The 19,788-nt window shown below is 69.5% G+C and carries 19 protein-coding genes and 2 pseudogenes; 6 read left to right on the top strand and 15 right to left on the bottom strand.

All coding sequences use genetic code 11. The features are described from left to right. The first annotated feature begins 9 nt into the window (after nt 1-9). Together V6U82_RS23775 and V6U82_RS23770 are read left to right on the top strand one after the other, a co-directional pair. Complete coding sequence (locus V6U82_RS23775; protein ID WP_334464670.1) at nt 10-924, top strand: aminoglycoside phosphotransferase family protein; 915 nt, start codon at nt 10-12, stop codon at nt 922-924. Nucleotides 925-1,104: 180 nt separating this feature from the next. Further along, nucleotides 1,105-1,824: a GNAT family N-acetyltransferase gene (locus V6U82_RS23770; protein ID WP_334464668.1), complete on the top strand. Its 720-nt coding sequence runs from the start codon at nt 1,105-1,107 to the stop codon at nt 1,822-1,824. A 101-nt stretch (nt 1,825-1,925) separates the two neighbouring features. On the opposite strand, the gene V6U82_RS23765 is transcribed toward V6U82_RS23770, so the two are convergent. From V6U82_RS23765 to istA, 6 genes and pseudogenes are all read right to left on the bottom strand, one after another. After that, on the bottom strand, nt 1,926-2,123 hold the full coding sequence (locus tag V6U82_RS23765) for a hypothetical protein (protein WP_334464666.1): 198 nt from the start codon (nt 2,121-2,123) through the stop codon (nt 1,926-1,928). A gap of 336 nt (nt 2,124-2,459) precedes the next feature. Further along, complete coding sequence (locus tag V6U82_RS23760; protein WP_334464664.1) at nt 2,460-2,699, bottom strand: YrhB domain-containing protein; 240 nt, start codon at nt 2,697-2,699, stop codon at nt 2,460-2,462. Beyond that, nucleotides 2,699-3,043: a toxin glutamine deamidase domain-containing protein gene (locus tag V6U82_RS31610; RefSeq protein ID WP_442933462.1), complete on the bottom strand. Its 345-nt coding sequence runs from the start codon at nt 3,041-3,043 to the stop codon at nt 2,699-2,701. Before V6U82_RS31610 ends, V6U82_RS23760 begins: the two co-directional genes overlap by 1 nt. 26 nt (nt 3,044-3,069) lie before the next feature. Next, nucleotides 3,070-4,107 carry an IS630 family transposase gene (locus V6U82_RS23755; protein ID WP_334464662.1) on the bottom strand — a complete coding sequence of 346 codons (1,038 nt, stop codon included), beginning with the start codon at nt 4,105-4,107 and terminating at the stop codon, nt 3,070-3,072. 35 nt (nt 4,108-4,142) lie between these two features. Continuing rightward, nucleotides 4,143-4,475 (bottom strand): glyoxalase superfamily protein, encoded by a 333-nt coding sequence (locus V6U82_RS23750; RefSeq protein ID WP_120569145.1) that lies wholly within the window; start codon nt 4,473-4,475, stop codon nt 4,143-4,145. A gap of 99 nt (nt 4,476-4,574) precedes the next feature. After that, nucleotides 4,575-5,666, bottom strand: a pseudogene (istA, locus tag V6U82_RS23745) (IS21 family transposase); the annotation flags it as partial. Nucleotides 5,667-5,942: 276 nt separating this feature from the next. Here istA and V6U82_RS23740 point away from each other — a divergent pair. Then, complete coding sequence (locus V6U82_RS23740) at nt 5,943-7,145, top strand: IS110 family transposase (RefSeq protein ID WP_030502744.1); 1,203 nt, start codon at nt 5,943-5,945, stop codon at nt 7,143-7,145. 41 nt (nt 7,146-7,186) lie between these two features. Next, nucleotides 7,187-8,070 (top strand): IS5 family transposase gene (locus V6U82_RS23735; protein ID WP_442933461.1). Its coding sequence is split into 2 segments (ribosomal slippage): nt 7,187-7,946 and nt 7,946-8,070, totalling 885 coding nucleotides; the frame shifts between segments, so codons are not numbered across the junction. A 359-nt stretch (nt 8,071-8,429) separates the two neighbouring features. On the opposite strand, the gene V6U82_RS23730 is transcribed toward V6U82_RS23735, so the two are convergent. From V6U82_RS23730 to V6U82_RS23695, 8 genes are all read right to left on the bottom strand, one after another. Next, a complete protein-coding gene (locus V6U82_RS23730) occupies nt 8,430-9,650 on the bottom strand; it encodes a DUF4041 domain-containing protein (RefSeq protein ID WP_334464656.1) in 1,221 nt (406 codons plus the stop codon). Between the two features lie 1,408 nt (nt 9,651-11,058). Next, nucleotides 11,059-11,517, bottom strand: a complete 459-nt coding sequence (locus V6U82_RS23725) for a hypothetical protein (protein ID WP_128138804.1) — start codon at nt 11,515-11,517, stop codon at nt 11,059-11,061. Nucleotides 11,518-12,373: 856 nt separating this feature from the next. Beyond that, nucleotides 12,374-12,592 carry a hypothetical protein gene (locus V6U82_RS23720; RefSeq protein ID WP_181726745.1) on the bottom strand — a complete coding sequence of 73 codons (219 nt, stop codon included), beginning with the start codon at nt 12,590-12,592 and terminating at the stop codon, nt 12,374-12,376. 30 nt (nt 12,593-12,622) lie between these two features. Then, on the bottom strand, nt 12,623-13,381 hold the full coding sequence (locus V6U82_RS23715; protein ID WP_128138805.1) for a YwiC-like family protein: 759 nt from the start codon (nt 13,379-13,381) through the stop codon (nt 12,623-12,625). 5 nt (nt 13,382-13,386) lie between these two features. Further along, nucleotides 13,387-14,739, bottom strand: coding sequence for a multicopper oxidase domain-containing protein (locus V6U82_RS23710; protein ID WP_334464653.1), 1,353 nt, complete (start codon nt 14,737-14,739; stop codon nt 13,387-13,389). 3 nt (nt 14,740-14,742) lie between these two features. Next, complete coding sequence (locus V6U82_RS23705) at nt 14,743-15,954, bottom strand: hypothetical protein (protein ID WP_334464651.1); 1,212 nt, start codon at nt 15,952-15,954, stop codon at nt 14,743-14,745. Nucleotides 15,955-16,064: 110 nt separating this feature from the next. Next, nucleotides 16,065-17,192 (bottom strand): hypothetical protein, encoded by a 1,128-nt coding sequence (locus tag V6U82_RS23700; RefSeq protein ID WP_334464650.1) that lies wholly within the window; start codon nt 17,190-17,192, stop codon nt 16,065-16,067. Next, nucleotides 17,189-17,947 (bottom strand): helix-turn-helix transcriptional regulator, encoded by a 759-nt coding sequence (locus V6U82_RS23695; RefSeq protein WP_442933460.1) that lies wholly within the window; start codon nt 17,945-17,947, stop codon nt 17,189-17,191. The genes V6U82_RS23700 and V6U82_RS23695 overlap by 4 nt, the downstream gene beginning before the upstream one ends. Between V6U82_RS23695 and V6U82_RS23690 the strand changes: the two genes are divergently transcribed. Both V6U82_RS23690 and V6U82_RS23685 read left to right on the top strand, forming a co-directional pair. Further along, the gene (locus tag V6U82_RS23690; protein WP_334464648.1) at nt 17,946-18,752 is read left to right on the top strand and encodes a DUF2249 domain-containing protein; all 807 of its coding nucleotides are present in this window, start codon (nt 17,946-17,948) and stop codon (nt 18,750-18,752) included. The genes V6U82_RS23695 and V6U82_RS23690 overlap by 2 nt on opposite strands. 129 nt (nt 18,753-18,881) lie before the next feature. Beyond that, nucleotides 18,882-19,322 carry a hemerythrin domain-containing protein gene (locus V6U82_RS23685; protein WP_334464646.1) on the top strand — a complete coding sequence of 147 codons (441 nt, stop codon included), beginning with the start codon at nt 18,882-18,884 and terminating at the stop codon, nt 19,320-19,322. 49 nt (nt 19,323-19,371) lie between these two features. On the opposite strand, the pseudogene V6U82_RS23680 reads toward V6U82_RS23685, so the two are convergent. Further along, a pseudogene (locus V6U82_RS23680) lies at nt 19,372-19,610 on the bottom strand (radical SAM/SPASM domain-containing protein); the annotation flags it as partial. Between the last annotated feature and the right edge of the window lie 178 nt (nt 19,611-19,788).

The raw sequence follows: 19,788 nt of genomic DNA, 5'->3' as shown, positions 1-19,788 counted from the left end.
TTGTTCCGCATGAGCCACGCCGAGATCGAGATCAACGCGGAGCTGGTCGCGGATCTGGTGCGTGACCAGCACCCCGACCTCGCCGATCGCCCGGTCCGGCTGGGCGCGCGTGGGTGGGACAACCAACTGTGGCGGCTCGGTGACGACCTGGCCGTCCGGCTCCCCTGGGCGACCGCATCCGCGGACGCGCTGCTGCGCAAGGAATACTCCTGGCTGCCCACACTCGCTCCGCGTCTTCCGCTGCCGGTCCCCGTCCCGCAGCGACTCGCCGAACCGTCTGAACGGTTCCCTCGGCCGTGGCTCATCACCACCTGGGTGCCGGGCACGCCCGCCGACCGCGCCCCTGTCACGCGAGCCGCCGATGCGGCCACGTCCTTAGCCACTTTCCTGACGGCTCTTCACCAACCCGCCCCCAGCGGCGCGCCCGCAGGCCGAGACCGCGGCGGGCCACTGGCCGACTTAACCGGCGGATTCGCCAAGGCGCTCACCTCCGCCATCGAACGAGGGCTGATCGACGACCCGGACGCCGTCCGAGCCATCTGGCACGACGCGGTCACCGCGCCTCAATGGACAGGCCCGGCGCTATGGCTGCACGCCGACCTCCACCCTGCCAACGTGCTGACCGCCGGCGGCGCCATCTGCGGCGTGATCGACTTCGGTGACCTCTGCGCGGGCGACCCGGCGTACGACCTCGCCGCCGTGTGGCTCCTGCTACCCGAGGGCAGCACCGACCACTTCTACGCGGCCTACCAGCCCGCAGCGGACACCGCCACCATGCGCCGCGCCCGGGGATGGGCGATGGCACGCGCCCTCGGCGGCATCCTCATCGGCGACGCCGGCGTCCACGGCCGCCCCGGCGGCAAACCCACCTGGGGTCCACCCGCTCACGCCGCCCTGCAACGCCTCACCGCCACAATCCACTGACTCTGCGATCGCCGGGGTCGAACAGACGTCATGATCAACCACCCTCACATCGGCGGGGCGCGCACGCCCGGCTCAGCGCACGTGCACGACGAGGGCTCGACTTGCGGCCAAAAGAGCGCGCCACGCCTGGCCCGGCGAACTCGATGGCGCGACCGTTGAGCCAGACGTCAAGATGCGTTTATGGCCTATGATCCGTTGCTCACTCGCGCTCGAGCGGCCTGGGTCGAGATGGCTGGCGTTCCGATGGCCTTCCACGAGGAAGGCGGCGTCGAGGTAGCCGTCTCGGCCAGCTCCCTGCTCTGCCCACCCGGCTGGGTTGGGATCGTCGCGTTGGGCGACGCCGCCATCATCACCGCGCCGACAGGCAGCCAGGCCGCAACGGTACGCACGATGCTGCATGACGTGCCCGTCGAGGTACTGACTGACAGTGACCGGCTGCGCGCCGTCCTTCCAATCGACGAGGTGCTGGGTCCGGCGAGCCTGGCGTACCTCGGCGAGGGGGACCTACAGCCAGCCGGACCTGATGACGTGGAAGTGGTCCTCGCCGGTCACGACGAACTCGCCACGCTCCTGGCATCGGTGACGGCGGAAGATGCCGACGAATGCGGGTTGGCCGACATCACCTCCCCCGCGTTCGTGGTACGCCGCGGGAAGCACGTCGTCGCAGCCGCCGGCTACCGACGCTGGCCAGGGCTGCTGGTCCACATCGGCGTGCTGACGAAGCTGGATCAACGTGGCCGCGGACTGGCGCGTGCCGTTGCCTGCGCAGCAGCTGCGGACGGAATAGCCAGCGGTCTCCTGCCGCAGTGGCGGGCTCGACCGGAGCCCTCACGCCGAGTGGCGCGCGCGCTGGGGTTCCGTCAGCTCGGCGCCCAGCTGAGCATCCGTCTCAGGACCTGAACCCATAACGCGCCGTACCACGACCTTGCCAATGGCGATACCGAGCACGGAGCGAGCCGCGCGGATTGCGGATAGCTGACCTGGGCATGCGACAGTCTCGACTAGCGGCCCATCCAAGCGGCGTGCCGGGCGCGACCATGCCGCGTTACACGATCACCACCGCGATCTACGCACAACTCGTTGGTCTCTTGATCGATCCAGTAGATTTGCCCGACGTCGATGAAGGTCGGCTCTTGCAGGTAGAACCAGTGATCCAGCACGTTGACGAGCATCAGCCGATCAGCAGTCACACGGTTCACCACGGCACCTCGTGGAGAAGACATCGCACTGCACGTACTCCTACTCATATGCCGGCCGATGCTTTCGCAGTCCGCGCTCATCGGCCATGAGTGGGCGTCGTCGGCCAAAGGCGTTGACGCTTTCGGCCCGCCGAAGAGGTCACCGTCGAGGAAGACCTGCAGCAGGTTTGCAGATGGAATTGAAGGCGCCGACGACGCCGACACCAATCCCGAACCTGCCACTACCGCCAACGCGGCTACCCCAAACACTGCCGCTGCAGTATTAGCGCGGGCCACAAAGATTGGTGCTCACCGGGTTCATAGTGAGCACCACGGCCGACCGCACCATCGCACGCGTCAGCTAAGGAACCGTGCCTCTCCTGTAAGTTTATCTACCACGATGGGAGAGTTGCCTGCCATTCCCTGCCTCCAGTCTCCCAGTTCTACGTAAGCTTGACCGTCGTAGGGGAAGATCCATGCGTCTTCACTCTCCTCAACACCGTCCTCAACAACGAGTATGCCGTATCTAAAGCGCGGGCGCACCTCAGCATCAAGGAATTCTTCTGCGCTCCTCCGGGCGCCCTCTTTGGACAACACTACCTAACACCCCTTCTCGTGTACGTGAATAGGAAGGAGATGAAGCCGTCGTCGAGGTTGGCCGGCCCGCCAATCTGACCGTCGAGAAATCTTACCACACCCTTCTGGTTTACCACGTTGAAAGCGTGACCTTGCCGACCGGGCCCCCGAAGTCCGACGACAATCCCTCGTGCGCCCGGCCCGGACCGCTGCATCGCCTTAGTCATATCGCCGAGTTTCTTACGGTGAAGAAAAACGCTTCGCGAATACTGTGTGATCTCTGCCGCGTCGAAGGGGCCACCTGGAGGTGCCGGCTTGTAGGGCTTACCGCCCAGCATTTTGTCTGTCTCAATTGAGCATCGCACGCAGTTCTGCTTGCCGCCCGAGGGGTTTATATCTTTGATCGCCGACTTAGGGGCATCGCTCTTGCCATGCGCAGGGCGGTGAACTGGGCCTCGATGCGGTTGAGCCAGGAGCTGTTGGTGGGTGTGTAGGCGAACTCGACGTTGTTGGCTGCGGCCCAGTCGCCGACGCGGGTGTCTTTCTTCGTGCTCAGGTGTGGGGAGTAGTTGTCGAGCACGATCGCGATCCGGGTCTGCGGCGGGTGCAGGCTGCGCAGGTATCGGCAGAACTCCAGGAACCGGGTGAGGGTCTTCGTCGGCTTGATATGGCCGTAGAGCTGGTCCTTGCCCAGGTCGTAGGCGGCGAACTGGTGCCTGACCCCGTGCGGTCGGGTGTAGGTCGCCCGCCGGCGTGCCCGGGGTTCCCGGTCAGGGTCCTTGTGTCGTCCGCCGCGTTCGGCCCACTGCCGCCCGGGATGGGGTTGAAGATTCAGGGGACCGAACTCGTCCAGGCAGAACACGACATCGGGCTCGTCGTCTTCGGGTATGACCTCGCCGTCAGCGATGGCGTAGAGGTGCTCGACGCGGGCCTTCTTGGCGGCGTAGTCCGGGTCGCGGGAGGTCTTCCAGGTCTTCACCCGTTGAAACGACACGCCCTCCTCGCGGAGCAGGACCCGCAGGCCCTCGTGGCTGATGTCGTCGACCACCCCCTCAGCGACCAGGAAGTCGGCCAGCTTGGCCAGGCTCCAGGTCGAGAACGGCAGGCCATGCTCGGCCGGCTTGGACTTGGTGATCTTCTTGATCTCACGCCGCTCCGGCAGCGTGAACGTTCTCGACCGGCCGCCCTTGTACTTCGGGTAGAGCGAGTCGAAGCCGTCGGCGTTGAAATTGTGGATCACGTCCCGGACCCGATCCGCGCTGGTGAACGTCACCTCGGCGATCTTCGGCACCGGCATGCCCTGCGCGGACAGCAACACCATCTGCGCCCGCCGCCACGTCACCACCGACCCGGTGCCCCGGCGGATGATCCGCCGCAGCCGCTGCCCCTCGTCGTCATCGATCTCGCGGACACGTACTCGCTCAGCCACCAGCACAGCTTCCCCGCCGCGCTGGCCGGCGAGTGTCATTCCATCGGCGTGCCGATCCGAAGCCGGTTGCCGTCAGGGTCGCGCAGCTCAATCTCACGCGCCCACGGAGCGTCCTTTGCCTGCACATCGAACTCGGCGGCGATGACCTCGACGTCACGAACGCGGACATAGACCAACGTGTCGGGGCGGGCATCTCCCTTGTGCTCCGACAAGAACAACCGCACCCCGCCCCGGGCGACCTCGACGAACGCGGGAAGTCCCGGTTCGAAGCGGTGTTCCCACTGCTTGGCGAAGCCCAGTCGCCCGTACCAAGCAACCGCCGCCGCAGCGTCCTCGACGCGAAGAATGGGAATGACTTCCTCGTTCATGGCGCCATCGTCGCAGACCCAGGGCAAACGTTGCCTGATGCGGCACTAGTCACCTGCACCCGCTCCAGCCACGACGAGCGCAGCACTGGAGGACGCCGCGGGATCGGTGATGCTCTGATGCTTGGCCCAGCACCGGTCATGCCGGGCGACGAGGCGGTCCTCGCAGAACACCTGCACCTGGTCGGCGTCGGCGACGATGTCCACCCGTCGGCCCACCGCCGTCGGGTGCACCGAGTAGTCGTTGCTGTCCAACCGGACGTAATGATCCCGGGGCAGCCGGGTGGTCTGCCGCCAGCCAACCACCGGCGCGACCGGCGGCAGCGACAGCATCGCGGCCCGGTCGGCGTCCCAGCGGTCCACGGGTCGGCAGCCCAACATTCGGTGCTGGCGGTTATTCGGCCGCACCAACCACTCGGTGAGTTGGGCGTTGAAGTCCTCCGGTGAGGCGAATCGGCGGCCGGGCAGGAACGAGGTCTCCAGATAGCCGTTGGCCCGCTCGACCAGGCCTTTGGCCTCCGGATCCGCCGGCCGGCACTGGATCACCTTGATGCCGAGGGTCCCGCGGAAGGCGTTCATCGCCTCCGTCAGCTGCGGCCTACCGGCCCGCCACTGCCCGACCGCGGACTCGTTGTCCCAGACCAGAGCCTTCGGCGTCCGGTCCCACCCCGAGATCAGCGTCCAGTGCCCGCCCAACAGGTCCGGCGACTGCCGCGACGAGATCATCACCGCTGACAGCCACCGCGAATACCCCGACACCATCACCAGCACCGGCGGTCGACCGACCTGCCCGAAGCCCAACGACACGTCCGCCGGCGGGAACCACAGATCACACTGCGCCAGCTCACCCGGCAGATACTCCGTCCGCTGGGCCGGATCCGGGCGCCGGAACAACGGCCGCAACTGCTGCACCCGATCACAGAACACCGTCTTGCCGCGGGTCCACTCGACCCGCTCCATGATCACCGTCGTCGGCATGTCAGGGAACTCCGCCAACAACGCCCGGATCTGCGGCTCGACCGCGTCCACGATCGAGCCCTTCGCCGCCCGCCGATACCGCGGCGGCTCATCACTAGCGAGGGCCTTCTTCACGGTGTTGCGAGACATCCTCAACCGCCGTGCGATGGCCTGGATCGCCATGCCCTCCGACCGCCGCAGCCGCCGGATCTCCGCCCAGTCCTCCACGCTCAGCACCTCCCGATGCTTCAGGAGGTGGTCCCGATTCAGCCGGAACCACGTGGTCAGTTTTCCCTACCTTGTTGATCGTCCGGGCTGTCGTACTGTCCGGGCAGCCGGAAGCACCGGGGCATGGCTTCCAGTTTTCTGCCGTTGATGGCTTCGCCTGATTGGCCACCCCGGTGCTCTACGACGTCTTGACCGCTGATTGAGATCTGCGACATCGATCGCTGCGTAGGGAATGGACGGCGAGCGCGTCGACGGCATGCCGATCACGAGAAGGGAGAGGGCTGGATGCAGCAGGTCGAGCAAGCATGGGCCGGGATCGACGCCGGCAAAGGCCATCACCACCTGGTGGTCATCGACAGGGAAGGGCGCCGGCTGCTGTCGCGGCGGGTGCCCAACGATGAACCTGAACTTGTCGCGGCGATCACCTCAGCCCTCGCCCGAGCGAAGGAGGTGACCTGGGCCATCGACCTCGCCGACGGCCCGGCGGCACTTGCCATCACGCTCCTGCTTGGGCGCGACCAGCGGGTCCTCTACCTGCCAGGCGTGGCAGTCAACCGCATCGCCGGTGCCTACCGCGGCGAGGGCAAGACCGACGCCAAGGACGCCGCGCTCATCGCTGACCAGGCCCGCATGCGCCGTGACCTGCGCGAGCTGCACCTCGAGGACACCCTGCTCGCTGAACTTCGCATGCTCACCGCCCACCGCGCCGACCTCGCGGCCGATCGCACCCGCACCATCAACCGGTTACGGATACGCCTGCTCGGCATCTTCCCCGCCCTGGAGCGCGCACTCGACTTCACCAACCGCGGACCGCTCGTGCTCATCAGCCAGTTCCAGACACCCGCCGCTCTTACCGCAATCGGGCGAGAGGAACTGGAGCGCTGGCTCCGCGAGCGCAAAGTCCGCCACGCGGACAAACTCGCCACGGCAGCGATGCACGCCGCTGAAGCGCAGCACGTCCGCGTTCCCGGTGAGGCAATGGCCGGGGAGCTCGTCGGCCGGCTCGCGGCCACCATCATCGACATCGATCGGCAGCTCACCGAGCTGGACAAGCTCATCGCCGACCGATTCCACCGCCACCACCACGCCACGGTGATCACCAGCATGGTCGGCATCGGAGACCTCCTCGGCGCGGAATTCCTCGCCGCCACCGGTGGCAACCTTGACGGATTCGCGTCCGCTGACCACCTCGCCGGCTATGCCGGACTCGCACCCACCCCACGCGACTCCGGCCGGCGCGTCGGGAACCTCCACCGCCCAAAGCGATACAACCGCCAGCTCCAACGCGTCTTCTACACATCAGCCTTGATCAGCATCCAGCGCAGTCCTGCCTCAAAGTCGTTCTACGAGCGCAAACGAGCTCAGGGCAAACGCCACGGCCAAGCCGTCCTCGCCCTGGCCCGGCGCCGCGTGAACGTGCTCTGGGCGATGCTGCGCGACGACCGACCCTACGAAGAAGAGCAACCTCTGACCGCCCTCGCCACTTGACAAACAGCATTGAGAATCAGGCGGAGCCGACAAGGGTACCGGTGACGAGGCGGTTCGACCTGACCGACGCGCAGTGGGCGGTGCTGCAGCCGCTCCTGCCGAAGGGCAAACCAGGACGGCCGCCGAAATGGAGTAAACGGCAGCTCATCGACGGCATCCGGTGGCGGGTCCGAGTGGGCTCACCGTGGCGAGACGTGCCGGAATGCTACGGACCCTGGCAGACGGTCTACGGGCTGTTCCGGCGCTGGCAACGCTCAGGAGTCTGGCGGCGGATCGTTACCGACCTACAGGCCCGCGCCGACGCGGCCGGACTGATCACCTGGGACGTCAGCGTCGACTCCACCATCACCCGGGTCCATCAGCACGCCGCCGGCACCCGAACTCAACCGCATCTGCAGAAGGAACCACCGGGCGGAGTCGAAGTGGAACCCGCGGACCACGCGCTGGGCCGCTCACGTGGCGGCTGGACCACCAAGCTGCACCTGGGCTGCGAGCATGGCCAGAAACCCCTGGCCATGCTGCTGACCGCCGGACAACGCGGTGACAGTCCCCAGTTCACCCGACTCCTGGCCCGCATCCGGGTTCCGAGACCCGACGGCGGTCGACCCCGCACCCGATCCGACCGGGTCCTGGCTGATAAGGCATGCAGCTCGCGGGCCAACCGGCATCACCTACGCCAGCGCGGCATCAAGGCAACCATTCCTATCAAGGTCGACCAAGCCGCCAGTCGGCACAAGAAAGGGTCGCAGGGCGGCCGGCCGCCAACCTTAGATCCGCAGATCTACCAGCGCCGCCACGCCGGGAGTGCGGAATTAACCGGCTCAAGCGCAACCGCGGCGTGGCCACCCGGTACGACAAGCTCGCCGTCCGCTGCGAAGCCACCGCGCACGTCGCGGCGATCAACGAGTGGCTACCCCGCTTCTGAAACACGGCCTAGCGACACATCCAACCTGCGTGCCGGGTCACGCGGGCATGCCGGGTCACGCGATCATCACCGCGGTCGACGCAGAGATCGTTCGTCTCGTGATCGATCCAATAGGTCTGTCCAGCGCTGATGAACGTAGGCTGTCGCAGGTAGAACCAGTGATTCACCACGTCAACGAGGATCAGCCGGTCCGCAGTTGCACACTCGACCATCTCACGTCCCCTTCAAGCCATCGCGCCGCGCCGGCTCGGGTCAGCGTACGCCGAGCCACGGTCCCCGAGGCAAACGCTCCCTCATCGTCTATCGATCACCGGCATGCCCGTACCCGGCTTCGAGACACTGCCTATTCCCGCAACGCCCTACATGACCTCCGCCTTAGCCTGGGTCAGGCTCTGGCGGTATTCGAGCGCCTCGGGGACCTCTTCGTACTGCAGCAGGCTGCCTGCCAGCTCGAGCAGGTGTTCCTTGGCCTCTTGTGGTGTGGCGTAGAAGAACTCGCGTCGCTGGTTGACGAGGTTGACTCGGCGGTCGGCCAGGCGGGCGTGCATCTTGGCTTCGATGCCGACCGCGTCGTCGGAGAAGAACAGGGCGTGCACGTCGAAGTTGAAAGGTACGGAGGCGTCGCTGAGTTCCTTTACCCGGTCGAGCGGGTCGAGGCGGCGGGTCATGCCGACCTTCACCATCTTCTCCCCGAACGCCCCCAGGTTAGAGATGACGTACACGTAGCCGGCACGCACGTTGGCGGCCCGGTAGTCCACGTCCTCGATCGCGGTATCGATCTGCGCCAGCCGCTCCTGCATCTGCGCGGCGCCATCGACGTCGCCCTTGGCCTGCAGCGCGACCAGGGCGTTGGCGTAGTGCTGACGCTCCTTGTCCAGACGAGCGCGCTCGCGTTCGATCTCCTGCTGGACCCGTCGCTCCTCCCGCAGCCGCGCCTTCTCCTCCCGCTCACGCTCCTTCTCCTCGGCGGCTTTCGCCAGGTAGTCAGCCGTGAGCTCCAACTCGCGGACCCGCAGCCGGTGGTAGGCCTCCGAGATGCGGATGTGCATCGTCTTGCCCAGCTTAGCGATGATCGCCGCCACCTTGCCCAGACGCTCCACGGCCGAGTCGAGCTTGTAGGGCTTCAGACCACGGACAAGGTTGTCCGCCTCCGCGTTGTAGGCCCGCAGCATCAGCTTGGAGAAGTCCCGCACCATCACCCGCCCCTCAGCCTCGGAACCGTTCACCGTCCAGCCAGTCGCGGCCAAGACCGCCCCGCCATCCCGCTTGGTCATGCTCTTGATCTGGCCCTGCAGCCCAGCCAGAGCAGCCTGGTAGGCGACCGCATCCGACAGCGGATGCCGATACTCGTAGACGCCGGCCTCCTGCAGCAGCGCCGTCTCCTCAGTCACCACGACCTGCTGACGAAGCTCACGTAACTGACGGTCGAGATCCGCTTTCTGCCCCTGAGCCGCCGCAGCCTGCTCCGCGATCTCCCGCTTCAACCGCTCTCGATACTGCTCCAGCTCGACCGCCGGGAGCACACCGAGACGGTCCATCTCCCCACGGAGCCGCTCCAGCTCCGCCCGCAGCTGCGTCACCTCCGCAGCCAACTCCCGCGCTTTGCCGCGCGCCCCGAACAGCGGAATCTCAGACTCATCGGCACGTGGAGCCGGAACCGACGCAGGCACGGATGCGGCCACTCCAGGTGAGGCGGGCGGCTGCTGCGGCGCGACCGGAACCGCCGGCGGCGCTTCGGCAACCCACAGCTGCCACCCCGGCGGCGGAGGCCCCCACGCCGGATCCGGCTTCCACCCAGGACCAGGCACCCAACCCGCCGGCGGCGTCGGCCAATTCGGCGGAGCATTGAAACGGTACGCCACAGATCAATCCCCCACGTGTCACCCATGAACCGCCGACGCTAGCCCCGCAACCGCATCTCTACATCGATCACTCAGCCAACAAGTCCCACCAACAGGACCCACGCAGGCACCCATCCGCTCACCTACAGTCAGGTACCCGACCCAGAAACGGCGCTACGAACAGGCCCGAACCGGCAGCCGCAGCCGAGCCGACGATCACCCACGCCAGGTCCTCTGCACAAAGGTCGGCGTCCGGTCGAGCACCGACCAACGCGGCTTCGCTCGACCACTTCAGCCCCGCCGAAGAGGTCACCATTGAAGAAGGCCTGACCATAGGCTTACCGGTGGGATTCGAGTCTCAACCGGCGGGATCAGCACCGACGCGGCCACAACGACGCTAGTGCCTCACATCGATCCAACGCGACCGTCCCGATCGCGGCCGGCGAACCCAGCACGACAGCCGACGCGCCAGCGAAGCGGGGAGCATCAACGCCTGACTACTTCGGTCTTCTCTGGGAGGTTACGCCGCATCGCTCGACCGTATCACCGCAGGTCAAAGCGTTTCGCCCGGCGCCGCGCATGTGAGCACTTCGGACTCGTTGATCTCTTCGCCAACGTGCGCCCAATCTGCTCCTACTGGCCAGGCCAGCCCGTCCAGAAGCTCCTTACCGCGGCGACCTGCGCATACACCCCCGCCAGGCAACATAGAGAGCCATCGACTGCCACCCAGAACGGCGGAGCACTCCACGTGAAGCAGAACGCTGCACCGACTCTGACCTGCGGAAACGAGAAGCCGCAGGCAGGGGTGGGTGCAGTTGCGCACCGTTGGGTGCCGTTGGGTGCCGTTGGGGGCCGTTGGGTGCCGTTCGGTGCGGTTGAGGGCCGTTCAGTGCACCCTTTTGCTCCCAACCTGCTCCCCGATCCCGGGCCCGTGACCGGGTTGCTGCAGCCAGGCTGGAACGGCGTCCTACAAGTCGTTCGTCAGAGATCGTGGCCGCTTACCCGAGCGGCCTTGGCTGGCGTCGGCGCCTGGCCAGCGACCGTGAGGCTCAGTCGCTCCTGACCCCCGCTCCTACGGTCCGCTCGTCAACCGGACGTGCTCAGGAATGCCGCGCCTTATCAGCGGCATGAGCGGATGCGGCGTCGGCTACCTCGGGAGGTGTTCGACCGCAGCCGCAGGCACAGTCGCGACTATATAATCCTCGGTCAGATCCGACTGCACGTCGATCATCGGGCCTCGGCCGGCGTAGCGTACGGTGAAGCTGATCTGCCGGAGCCACGTCTCGTCGTATTTCGAGAGAGCTTCCGGCAGTGCGCCCACGAGTCGGACCTCGTCGCCCGGCTTGAACGGAGCGTCTGCCGGGGCCTCGGTGCGGAGGACGGCCGAGATCGCGTGGATGAGGGACTCCAGCGGTTCAGTGTCTGCGCCGTAGTGGACGAGATGGCCGGCTTGGCCGAAAATTTGCTCGGCCTCGGCTCTGCTCAGATCGGCGAGCGCCTCGGCCGCGCCGCCGGACAGGGCCTGCCCCTCCGACAGGGCAAGTTGCGCAGCCAGCGCTGAAAGCAGCCGATCGATGACACCATCTGTAACGTCGGCCTCTACCACCTGGTGAGGATACGGCGAACAGCGGCACTTCTGTCGACCGGTATACGACGGGGCGCCGACATCCGCTCATCGGCATGAGCGGACGTCGTCGGCCTATGAAGCGGAGCCACCGGTGCTGACGCTTTCGGGCGCGCCGAAGATGTCACCGCCCAGGAAGCCCTGGTCAGATGGCTGCCAGTGGGATTCTAGTCTCAACTGCCGGATTCCCTACCAACTCCGCCGTCGCGGATCTAGAGCCGCACGTCGATGCAGGATCGTCCCGGCGGCTGGCATCAGCGAGCCCGTGACGAAGAAGCCGACAGCAGGCAGGCGGGGAGCAAGGAGATGACCACTTCGGTGTTCTCTGGGAGCTCAAGGCCACTCGCTCGCCAGCATCGTCGCAGGTCACGGTCCCCTCTCCGCCCAAAGCCAATGAGCACTTCGGACACGGTGACCACTTCGCCACGCTGCACCCAATCTGCACCCACCTGCAAGGCATGAACACTCACAAGGTCCTTACCGCCTTGAGCTGCGGATGCTCCCCTACCAGGCGACATAGAGTGCCGTTGACTGCTGTTCACTGCCGTTGAGTGCAGTTGTGTGAAGCAGGACGCCGCACCGACTCTGACCTGCGGAAACGAGAAGCCGCAGGCAGGGGTGGGTGCAGTTGCGCACCGTTGGGTGCCGTTCGGTGCGGTTGAGGGCCGTTCAGTGCACCCTGTTGCTCCCAACCTGCTCCCCCAATCCTGGGCCCGTGACCGGGTTGCTGCAGCCAGGCTGGAACGGCGTCCTACAGGTCGTTCGTCAGACATCGTGGCCGCTTGCCCGAGCGGCCTTGGCTGGCGTCGGCGCTGGTTAGCCGCGCCCCGCGTACCGCTCAGACCACCGCCGGCTGGGCTTCGGTCGCCACCCTGCCGACCAGCACGATCCGCTGCGGGTCGAGCAGGAGGCAGCACGTGACGAGCCAACGGGCCAGTTCGTCGACGCGCTGGCGAAACTGCTCGCCGGGCGTCCAGATCGCCTCGGTCGTGACCAGCGAGCCGTACACCGGCAACCGGATCGAGGTCAAGATCCCGTTCAGCGTGCTGCCCGACAACATCTACTCCGGAGGACGGGGGCGCGCCGGTCAGAGCGTCGCAAGCACCCCGGCCAGAACGACCAGGCAGCACCCGATCTCGATCATCCCGACCTGCACAGGGCGCAGTCGGCGTGCCGGCAGCAGCGCGGCCCGGAGCAGGAGCAGCAGGAAGACCGGACCGAGCAGCACATCCAGCAGCCAGACCACGGCGGCCAGGCCGAGCGCGTGGTATCCGATGGAGAGACGGAGGAAGCGACTGTCACCGCGTTGCCGGATCATCGTCTTGACATAGAGGACAGTGCCGAACAAGTAGAGCAGGAGCACTGCGAAGGCCGGGGTGACCCGGGTGACGGACACACCGGCGATGGTCGCCGCGACGAAGACCAGCAGGCAGCTCTGCCCCACCGAGGCCAAGTCGTTGAGCAGTGCCCGTTCCCGGCGATGCCAGGCGTATCCGGCGTTGACCGCCAGCAGCGCGGCGTAGCCCGGGGCGTACCAGAGGACGGCGGGCCGGGCGAGCGCTACAGTCGCCGCGAGCGGCGCCGCCAACAGGCCGTACACCAGCAGCTGGGGGGTAAAGCGGCTCGGCCGACGGCTCTTGATCGCCTGGAAAGCGTAATACGACAGCAGGTAGCCGGTCAGCCAGGCGCCGAGCAGCGGCAGGTGCGGCCAGCGCGGGCCGGCCAAGGCCACCCCCACGGTGTACGGCAGCAGGAGCATCGCCCACGCGCCGTGCTGGGGTGGGACGAACTGGCGCACGCGGCGGCGGCGCGTTACCGGGCGGTCGGCTACGACAGCGGTGTTCATGGTGGTCACCGGACCTCGAACAGGCCACGGGCGCCGCGCTCGGCGTCGACCATGGCGTGGCTGACGAACGGGTAGTGCCCGGCTGCGGGGAAGACCGTCTCCACGAAGCCGCCGCCGGCCGGGGTGAGGGACAGCACCTGGGCTCCGCCGGGGTCGGTCGGCCGGTTCTCCCAGTGCCCCTCCCGGTAGACGGTGTCGAACTGGGCGCCGACGATGTGGAACGAGCTGTCTCGGTTGGGGCCGGCGTCGAGCAGCCAGACCCGGACCCGTTCACCGGCCCGGGCGGGCAGCGGACGGTGCGCGTACTGGGCGGGGTAGCCGTTGAAGACGACGGCGTCGGGGCGCTCCGCCTGCATCGCGGCCAGGTCGCCGGGCTCGCCGTCCGGGCCGAGGTAGAACTCGGACTGGACGAGCACGTACTCGCGATCGACGCGGGGCAGGTCGGGCGGGTCGACGATGACCGCACCGTACATCCCGTTGCCGATGTGGTGCAGCATCGGCATGGTCGAGCAGTGGTACATCCAGATGCCGGCACGGGTCGCGGTGAACCGGTAGGTCAGCCGCTGCCCGGGGTCGATCGGGCGCATCACCTCGTCCGGGGCGACGGCACCGGCGTGGAAGTCGATGCCGTGGTCCAGGGTGCCGTCGTTGACCAGGGTGATCTCGAAGGTGTCGCCGACCCGGCCGCGCAACACCGGGCCGGGCACGGTTCCGTCGAAGGTCCACAGCCGCTGCCGTACCCCGGGCGCGACCTCCCGGACGACTTCCCGGACGTGCAGCTCACGCCGGTGCAGCCGGCCGGGCGGCACGGGCGGAGCGGTGGCGTCCCGGGCGACGAAGGCCGCGCCAGGGTCGGCCAGGGCATCGAGGCGCGGCCTCGCCCCCTCCGTCGCCGCGGCCGTCCCTGTCGGAGCGGCCACCGTGGCCCCCGTCGGGACGATCCGCAGTGTCATGCCGGCCTGCCGGTGGGCGGGCAGGGAGCACCAGCCCTCCACCGTCGCCCCGATCACGCCGGCGTCCAGCCGGGCGTCGCCGCCCCGCGTCAGCAGCGGTGTCCTCGCCCCGGAGGCCAGGACGAGGTCGTGGCGGCGGTTGTCCCGGTTGGTCAGCTCGATGACCAGTCGATCACCCCGGGGCACGTCGATCCGGTCGGGGTGGAAACGCATGCCGTCGGCGACCACGGTGACCGTGGTGGTGTGCCCGGTCGGGGTGACGGCGGTGGCGGCGGCGGGGACGGGTACGTCACCGGAGACGCGTTGGGCGGCGACCCCGACGAGGACGGCGACGAGGACGAGGGCGAGACCCGCGGCTGCTCCGCCGAGCGGGCGGGGCACGGGGGCGTCGGTGCGCGCGGACACGGGTTACCTCCGGGCGGTGAGCAGGACCCGCACGGCCGGCACGAGGAACTGCACCAGCGCGGCGAGGACCAGAAGTGAGGTGGTGAGGCGGACGAACAGCGGGGTGGGCAGGACGAGGACCAGCAGGGCGGCGTTGGTCATCGCGACGCGCTGCGGGCCGCGCCGCTCCAGCAGGGCGGCGCGGCGGCGCACCGGCGCGGGTCCGCCGCCGAGCACCACGGGCAGCAGGTGGGTCAGGGCTCCGACGAGGACCTGGGCGACGAAGCCGACCAGCAGCGGGAGCAGCACCGCACCGAAGCGGTCGGCCGCGCCGGCCGGGTCCGCAGCGGGCAGCAGCGTCGCGGCGTCCACGGCGAGAGCGACCATCAGCCAGCCGCCGGCCGCGGCGAGCGACCAGGACGCGAACGCGTACGGGGGGCGGGTGCGCGCGACGGCCAGCGCGGGGCGCAGGGCGATCAGCGCGCCGAGGGCGAACAGGCTCAGCCCGGCCGCGGCGACCAGCCGCCACCAGGCGAGCAGGCCGACGCCCAGCAGGACCAGTCCGGTCGTCGCCACCGGCAGCGCGACGGTGGCGGCGCGGACCGCACCGTCGGCCATCCGGGTACGCAGCACGGTGGGCCAGAGTGTCAGCAGCGTCCCGAGGACGGTCAGCGTCACCCAACCGAGCAGGTTCACGTGGGCGTGGAACAGCAGCAGCCGGGGGCGCAGCGGGTCGTCGATCACCAGCATCCCGGCGCCGACCGGCACGCCGGCGAGCAGGGCCACGGTCGCCGCCAGGTAGTAGCGCACCGTGACGGAGAACCGGGCCGGCAGGGCGCGGCGCAGCCGGCGGGTGAGCGCGACGAGGTGGGCGGTCACCGCGACGAAGACCAGCGTAGCGCCCGCCACGCCCAGCCAGGGGCGGTCGGCCGTGCCGCCGGTCAGGACCGCCAGCACGCCCACGTTGAGCGCGGCCAGCCGGGCCGCCTCGGCGCGGCGGCGGTCCGGGGCGGGGGCACGCAGCACGGCGGCGGCGAAGTGGGCGCTCCACACCACGACGGCGTTGCTGACCGCACCGAGCAGCAGCAGGTGGATGGCCGTCCAGCGCCACGCCGGGAGGAACGGATGGACGAAGGCGAGCACGACCAGCCCGGCCAGGTAGGCCAACGGCAGCGCAGCGACCCGACGGTGCCAACCGGCCCGCCGAAGGCCCGCCGCCACGGCCGGAGCGGTCACCGGGCCGAGGGCCGGGGCGGCGGGACCGGCCGACGCGACTGCCGAGACGGTCGGCCCGGGCCTCGGGCCCGAGGGCGGGGTCGGGGCGGAGTCGCCGCGGGTGCCGGCCATCACCGCACCGCCGGCACGACCGGCGGGACGACCGCCGTCCGGGTCCGCCGCCGGGCGGCGCGGACCAACGCGGCCACCACTCCGCCGACGAAACCGAGCACCGCCAGGACGTTGCCGACGCCGCCCCAGCGCCACCCGGCCGGCACGCCGAGCACGTCGCCGACCAGGACCCGGATCGTCAGGGTGGTGTGCAGCAGGGCGAGCGGGGCGTACAGCCACGGTCCGTAGGGCAGTGGGCGGCGAAGCACAGCCGGCAGGATCACTGGAGCGTGCGCGAAGATCATCGACATGGTGAAGCCCAGGAAGACCAGGTGCAGGGCGGCGTCGTAACGGGAGCCGCCGGTGACCGGCCCGGCGCCGGCCCACAGCAGGCCGGCCAGCGCCAGCCAGGCGTACCCGGTGAGCAGGCCGACCGCGACGTAGCGGGGGAGGCCGACGGCGCGCACCGTGCGGCGGGCGACGTCGCAGACCACCAGCCAGGCCACCGTCGCGAGCAGGCCGACCCCGAAGAGGTACGCCCCGACGGCGGGCCAGAGCGCGGCGGCGGTGGCGCCGGCGGTCAGCATGCCGAGGGCGGCGAGGAACCAGCCGACGCCGTGCCGGGGCAGCGTGAGGTGAGCGAGTTCCAGACGCTCCCCGGCGATGGTGGCCACCACGAAGGTGGCCAGCCAGGGCACGATCTCCGGCACGCTGAGGCCGGCGAGCCAGAGCAGGGTAGCGGCGTACCAGCTCAGCGCGCCGGTGACCTGGGCCAGCAGCGCCGGGCCGGGCTGCCGCCACCACAGCCGCTGGTAGACCAGCAGCAGTAGCACCGAGGCGAGCATGAGCAGCAGCCGGCCGGGCAGGCTCGGCCCGGTCAGCACCAGGAGCACCGCCCCGGCGCCGGAGCAGGCGGGTGCGAGCAGGGCCCACCGGGTGCCGAGGGCCACCGCGCGTTCCAGCGCCACCAGGGTGCCGACGAAGCCCAGCACCATCAGCGGGCCGTGCACCTGCTCCAGTGGGACGTGAGGCGCGGGCATCGGCAGGCCGAGCAGCAGCAGGGCGGCGTAGAGACCGCTCACCAGGGCGAAGCCGCCCGCGGCGAGGACGGGGAGACGCCATCGTACGGCGACCGGCCGTGGGTTCATGCCGGCTCTTCGGTGATATTCGGCAGGGCCAGCCGCACCACGCAGGCGTCGGGTGCGCCGAAGGGTTCGAGCATGGCGCCGGCCGGTGAGGCACCGGCGTGTTCGAGCGTGCCGCGGACCACGCCGACGTGCAGGGCGCAGATCGCGTCGGGGTTGCGGTTGACCAGCTCCAGGAAGGGACAGGTGTGCAGGTGGATCTCGGTCGCCCCGTCGGCCGTCCGGTGTCGGCGGGGACTGAAGCCCAGCCCGCGCAGGACGTCGAGCAGCGTATCGACCGGCTCCCTGCCGGGCGGGGTGGCGGCGGCGAGGTGGCGTCCCCAGTCCTGGCCGGCGCGGGTGGCCTCCGCCCGGACGTCTCCGTGGCCCCGCCGCGACAGGTGGTCGAGCAGGGCGGCGGCGAGTGCCCGGTACGGCGCGGGGGCCGGGGCCTCCGCGACGGCCACCCGGTAGCGCCACGCCGGCCGTCCGGGCTGGCCCCCACTGGCCCGCGCCTTGACCAGCAGTCCTGCGTCGACCAGGCGGTCGAGGTGGGCGCGGGCGGTGGACAGGTGCAGGCCCGTCCGCTCCCCCACCTCGGCGATCGTCATGCCGGCGCCGGCGGCGCGCACGAGCTCCAGGATCGAGGCCCGGCTGGCGGTGCCGAGAGCCCGGTGGCGCTGCGGGTCGATGGTCTCGCCGACCGGCCCTGTTCTCGGGGTTTCCACGTTAGATAACGTTACAACGTCGTTCAACCGCAAAACCCTGGAGGGTTCCATGTCCGCCTCACGCTCCCCGGCCGACCGCGAGGCCGCGCAGGCCGTCGTCCGGCACCACGCCCAGCTCGCCGCCGACCTCGACCGGCACGTCGGAAACCTGCTGACCGCGGCCGACCAGGGTGACGCCGCCGGGGCGCTCCGGCACCGTGACGAACTGCTCCGATGGCTCCGCGACGAACTGCTGCCGCACGCGCACGCCGAGGAGGACTCCCTCTACGCCGCCGCCGGTGAGCAGGCCGAGGGTGCGCTGCTGGTCCGGGGCATGCTCGACGAGCACCAGGCGATCACCGGCCTGGTCGCCGAGTTGGAGACCGGCAACCGGCCGGTACGCCTCGCCGGCACCGCGCGCGCCCTCGCCGCGCTCTTCGCCGTCCACCTGGCCAAGGAGAACGACCTGGTCGTCCCGCTGCTGGTGGACGCGGCCGACGTCTCGCTGGCGAAGTTGCTGGAGGGGATGCACGATCTGCTCGGCTCCTCGGAAAGCTCGAATGGCGGCGGTTGCGGCGGGGGTGGCTGCGGCTGCGGTGGTGACCGGGCACCGGCCGACGCGCCGGCCCCGACCCTCACCATCGATCCCCGGCTGGACGTCCGGCAGCTCCCGCACGACCAGCGCCACGCGCGGGTGCTGGCGGCGCTGGAGGCTCTGCCGGCCGGTGGAGCGCTGGTGCTGGTCGCCCCGCACGCACCCCGCCCGCTGCTGGCCGAGGTCGCAGCCCGCTACGGCGACGGCATGACCAGCGAGTGGCTGCAGGACGGGCCGGACGTGTGGCAGATCCGGCTCTCCCGCCGGCCGGTGACGGTCTGAGCAGTCTGTCGGTGCCAGGGCGGTGGGGATCAGGGCCCGCCGTCCCGGCGTACCGGGCCGTCCGGCCCTGCTGACGGAGGTTGCCGGTGCGCACGATGGAGTCGCCCACCCTCGTGGTCAGGAGACGAAGTGTGCAACTACTGCGGCTGTCGGGAGTTCCCGCTGATCGGCCGGCTCTCGGCCGAGCACGAGGCGATCGCGAACGCGGCCGCCCGGCTGCGCGGCGCGGTGCGGGCCTCCGGCCCGGACGCCCTGGTGGCGCTGGACGCGCTGCTGGCGCTGCTGATGCCGCACACCTCCACTGAGGAGGACGGCCTCTTCGTGGAGCTGCGGGCCGAGGGCAGCCTGGCCGGGGCGGTGGCGAAGCTCTGCGCGGAGCACGACGACATCCACGGCGTGCTCGGCGGCGTCGACCGGGCCGACCCGGACTGGCCCGCAGTGCTGGCCGCCCTGGACCGGCTCCACCGGCACATCGACAACGAGGAGCACGGTCTCTTCCCGGCCGCGGTGATCGCGCTGCCGATCCCGGCCTGGGACCGGATCACCCCGGCGGAGGCGGCAGCCAGGTGAGGCGGCCCGGATGTCGGCCGCTGCCGACGCCGCCCCGCGGCTACCGGCGGTGCGCCTCGGTGGTCTTGACCGGCACGGTCTCGCCGAGGTCGTAGAGGGCGTCGAGCACGTCCTCGGTCTGCCCGCGTCGCGGCCGCCCAGCGCGGCGCCCCACCCGGCCGGCACCAGGAAGAACACACTCCACAGTGGCCCCCGGTCCCGGACCTGCCCGGCGAGCGCCTCGCGGGTGAGGGTGGGCGTCCCGGACGGTGACACCGAGACGGCCGGGCCCCGCTCCGTGCCCCGCCGGTGACCGCCCGACCGGGCACGAAGTTCCGCCACGGACCCGCAGGTACAAAGCCGATGATCTCGGGACCTTCGGCCCGGTTTCCCGAGGTTGTACGTCGGCACCATGGCCATTACGCCCTCGCTCGGGGTTGCACTCCGGCGCATCTGCCGAGAACGTGGGGCAGTACGGCCATCTATC

Source organism: Micromonospora sp. CPCC 205554 (genome assembly GCF_036902745.1).
Classification (GTDB): domain Bacteria; phylum Actinomycetota; class Actinomycetes; order Mycobacteriales; family Micromonosporaceae; genus Micromonospora; species Micromonospora tulbaghiae.
The sequence above is the reverse complement of the archived record's forward strand: the minus strand, read 5'-3'. Positions and strand labels throughout refer to the sequence as shown.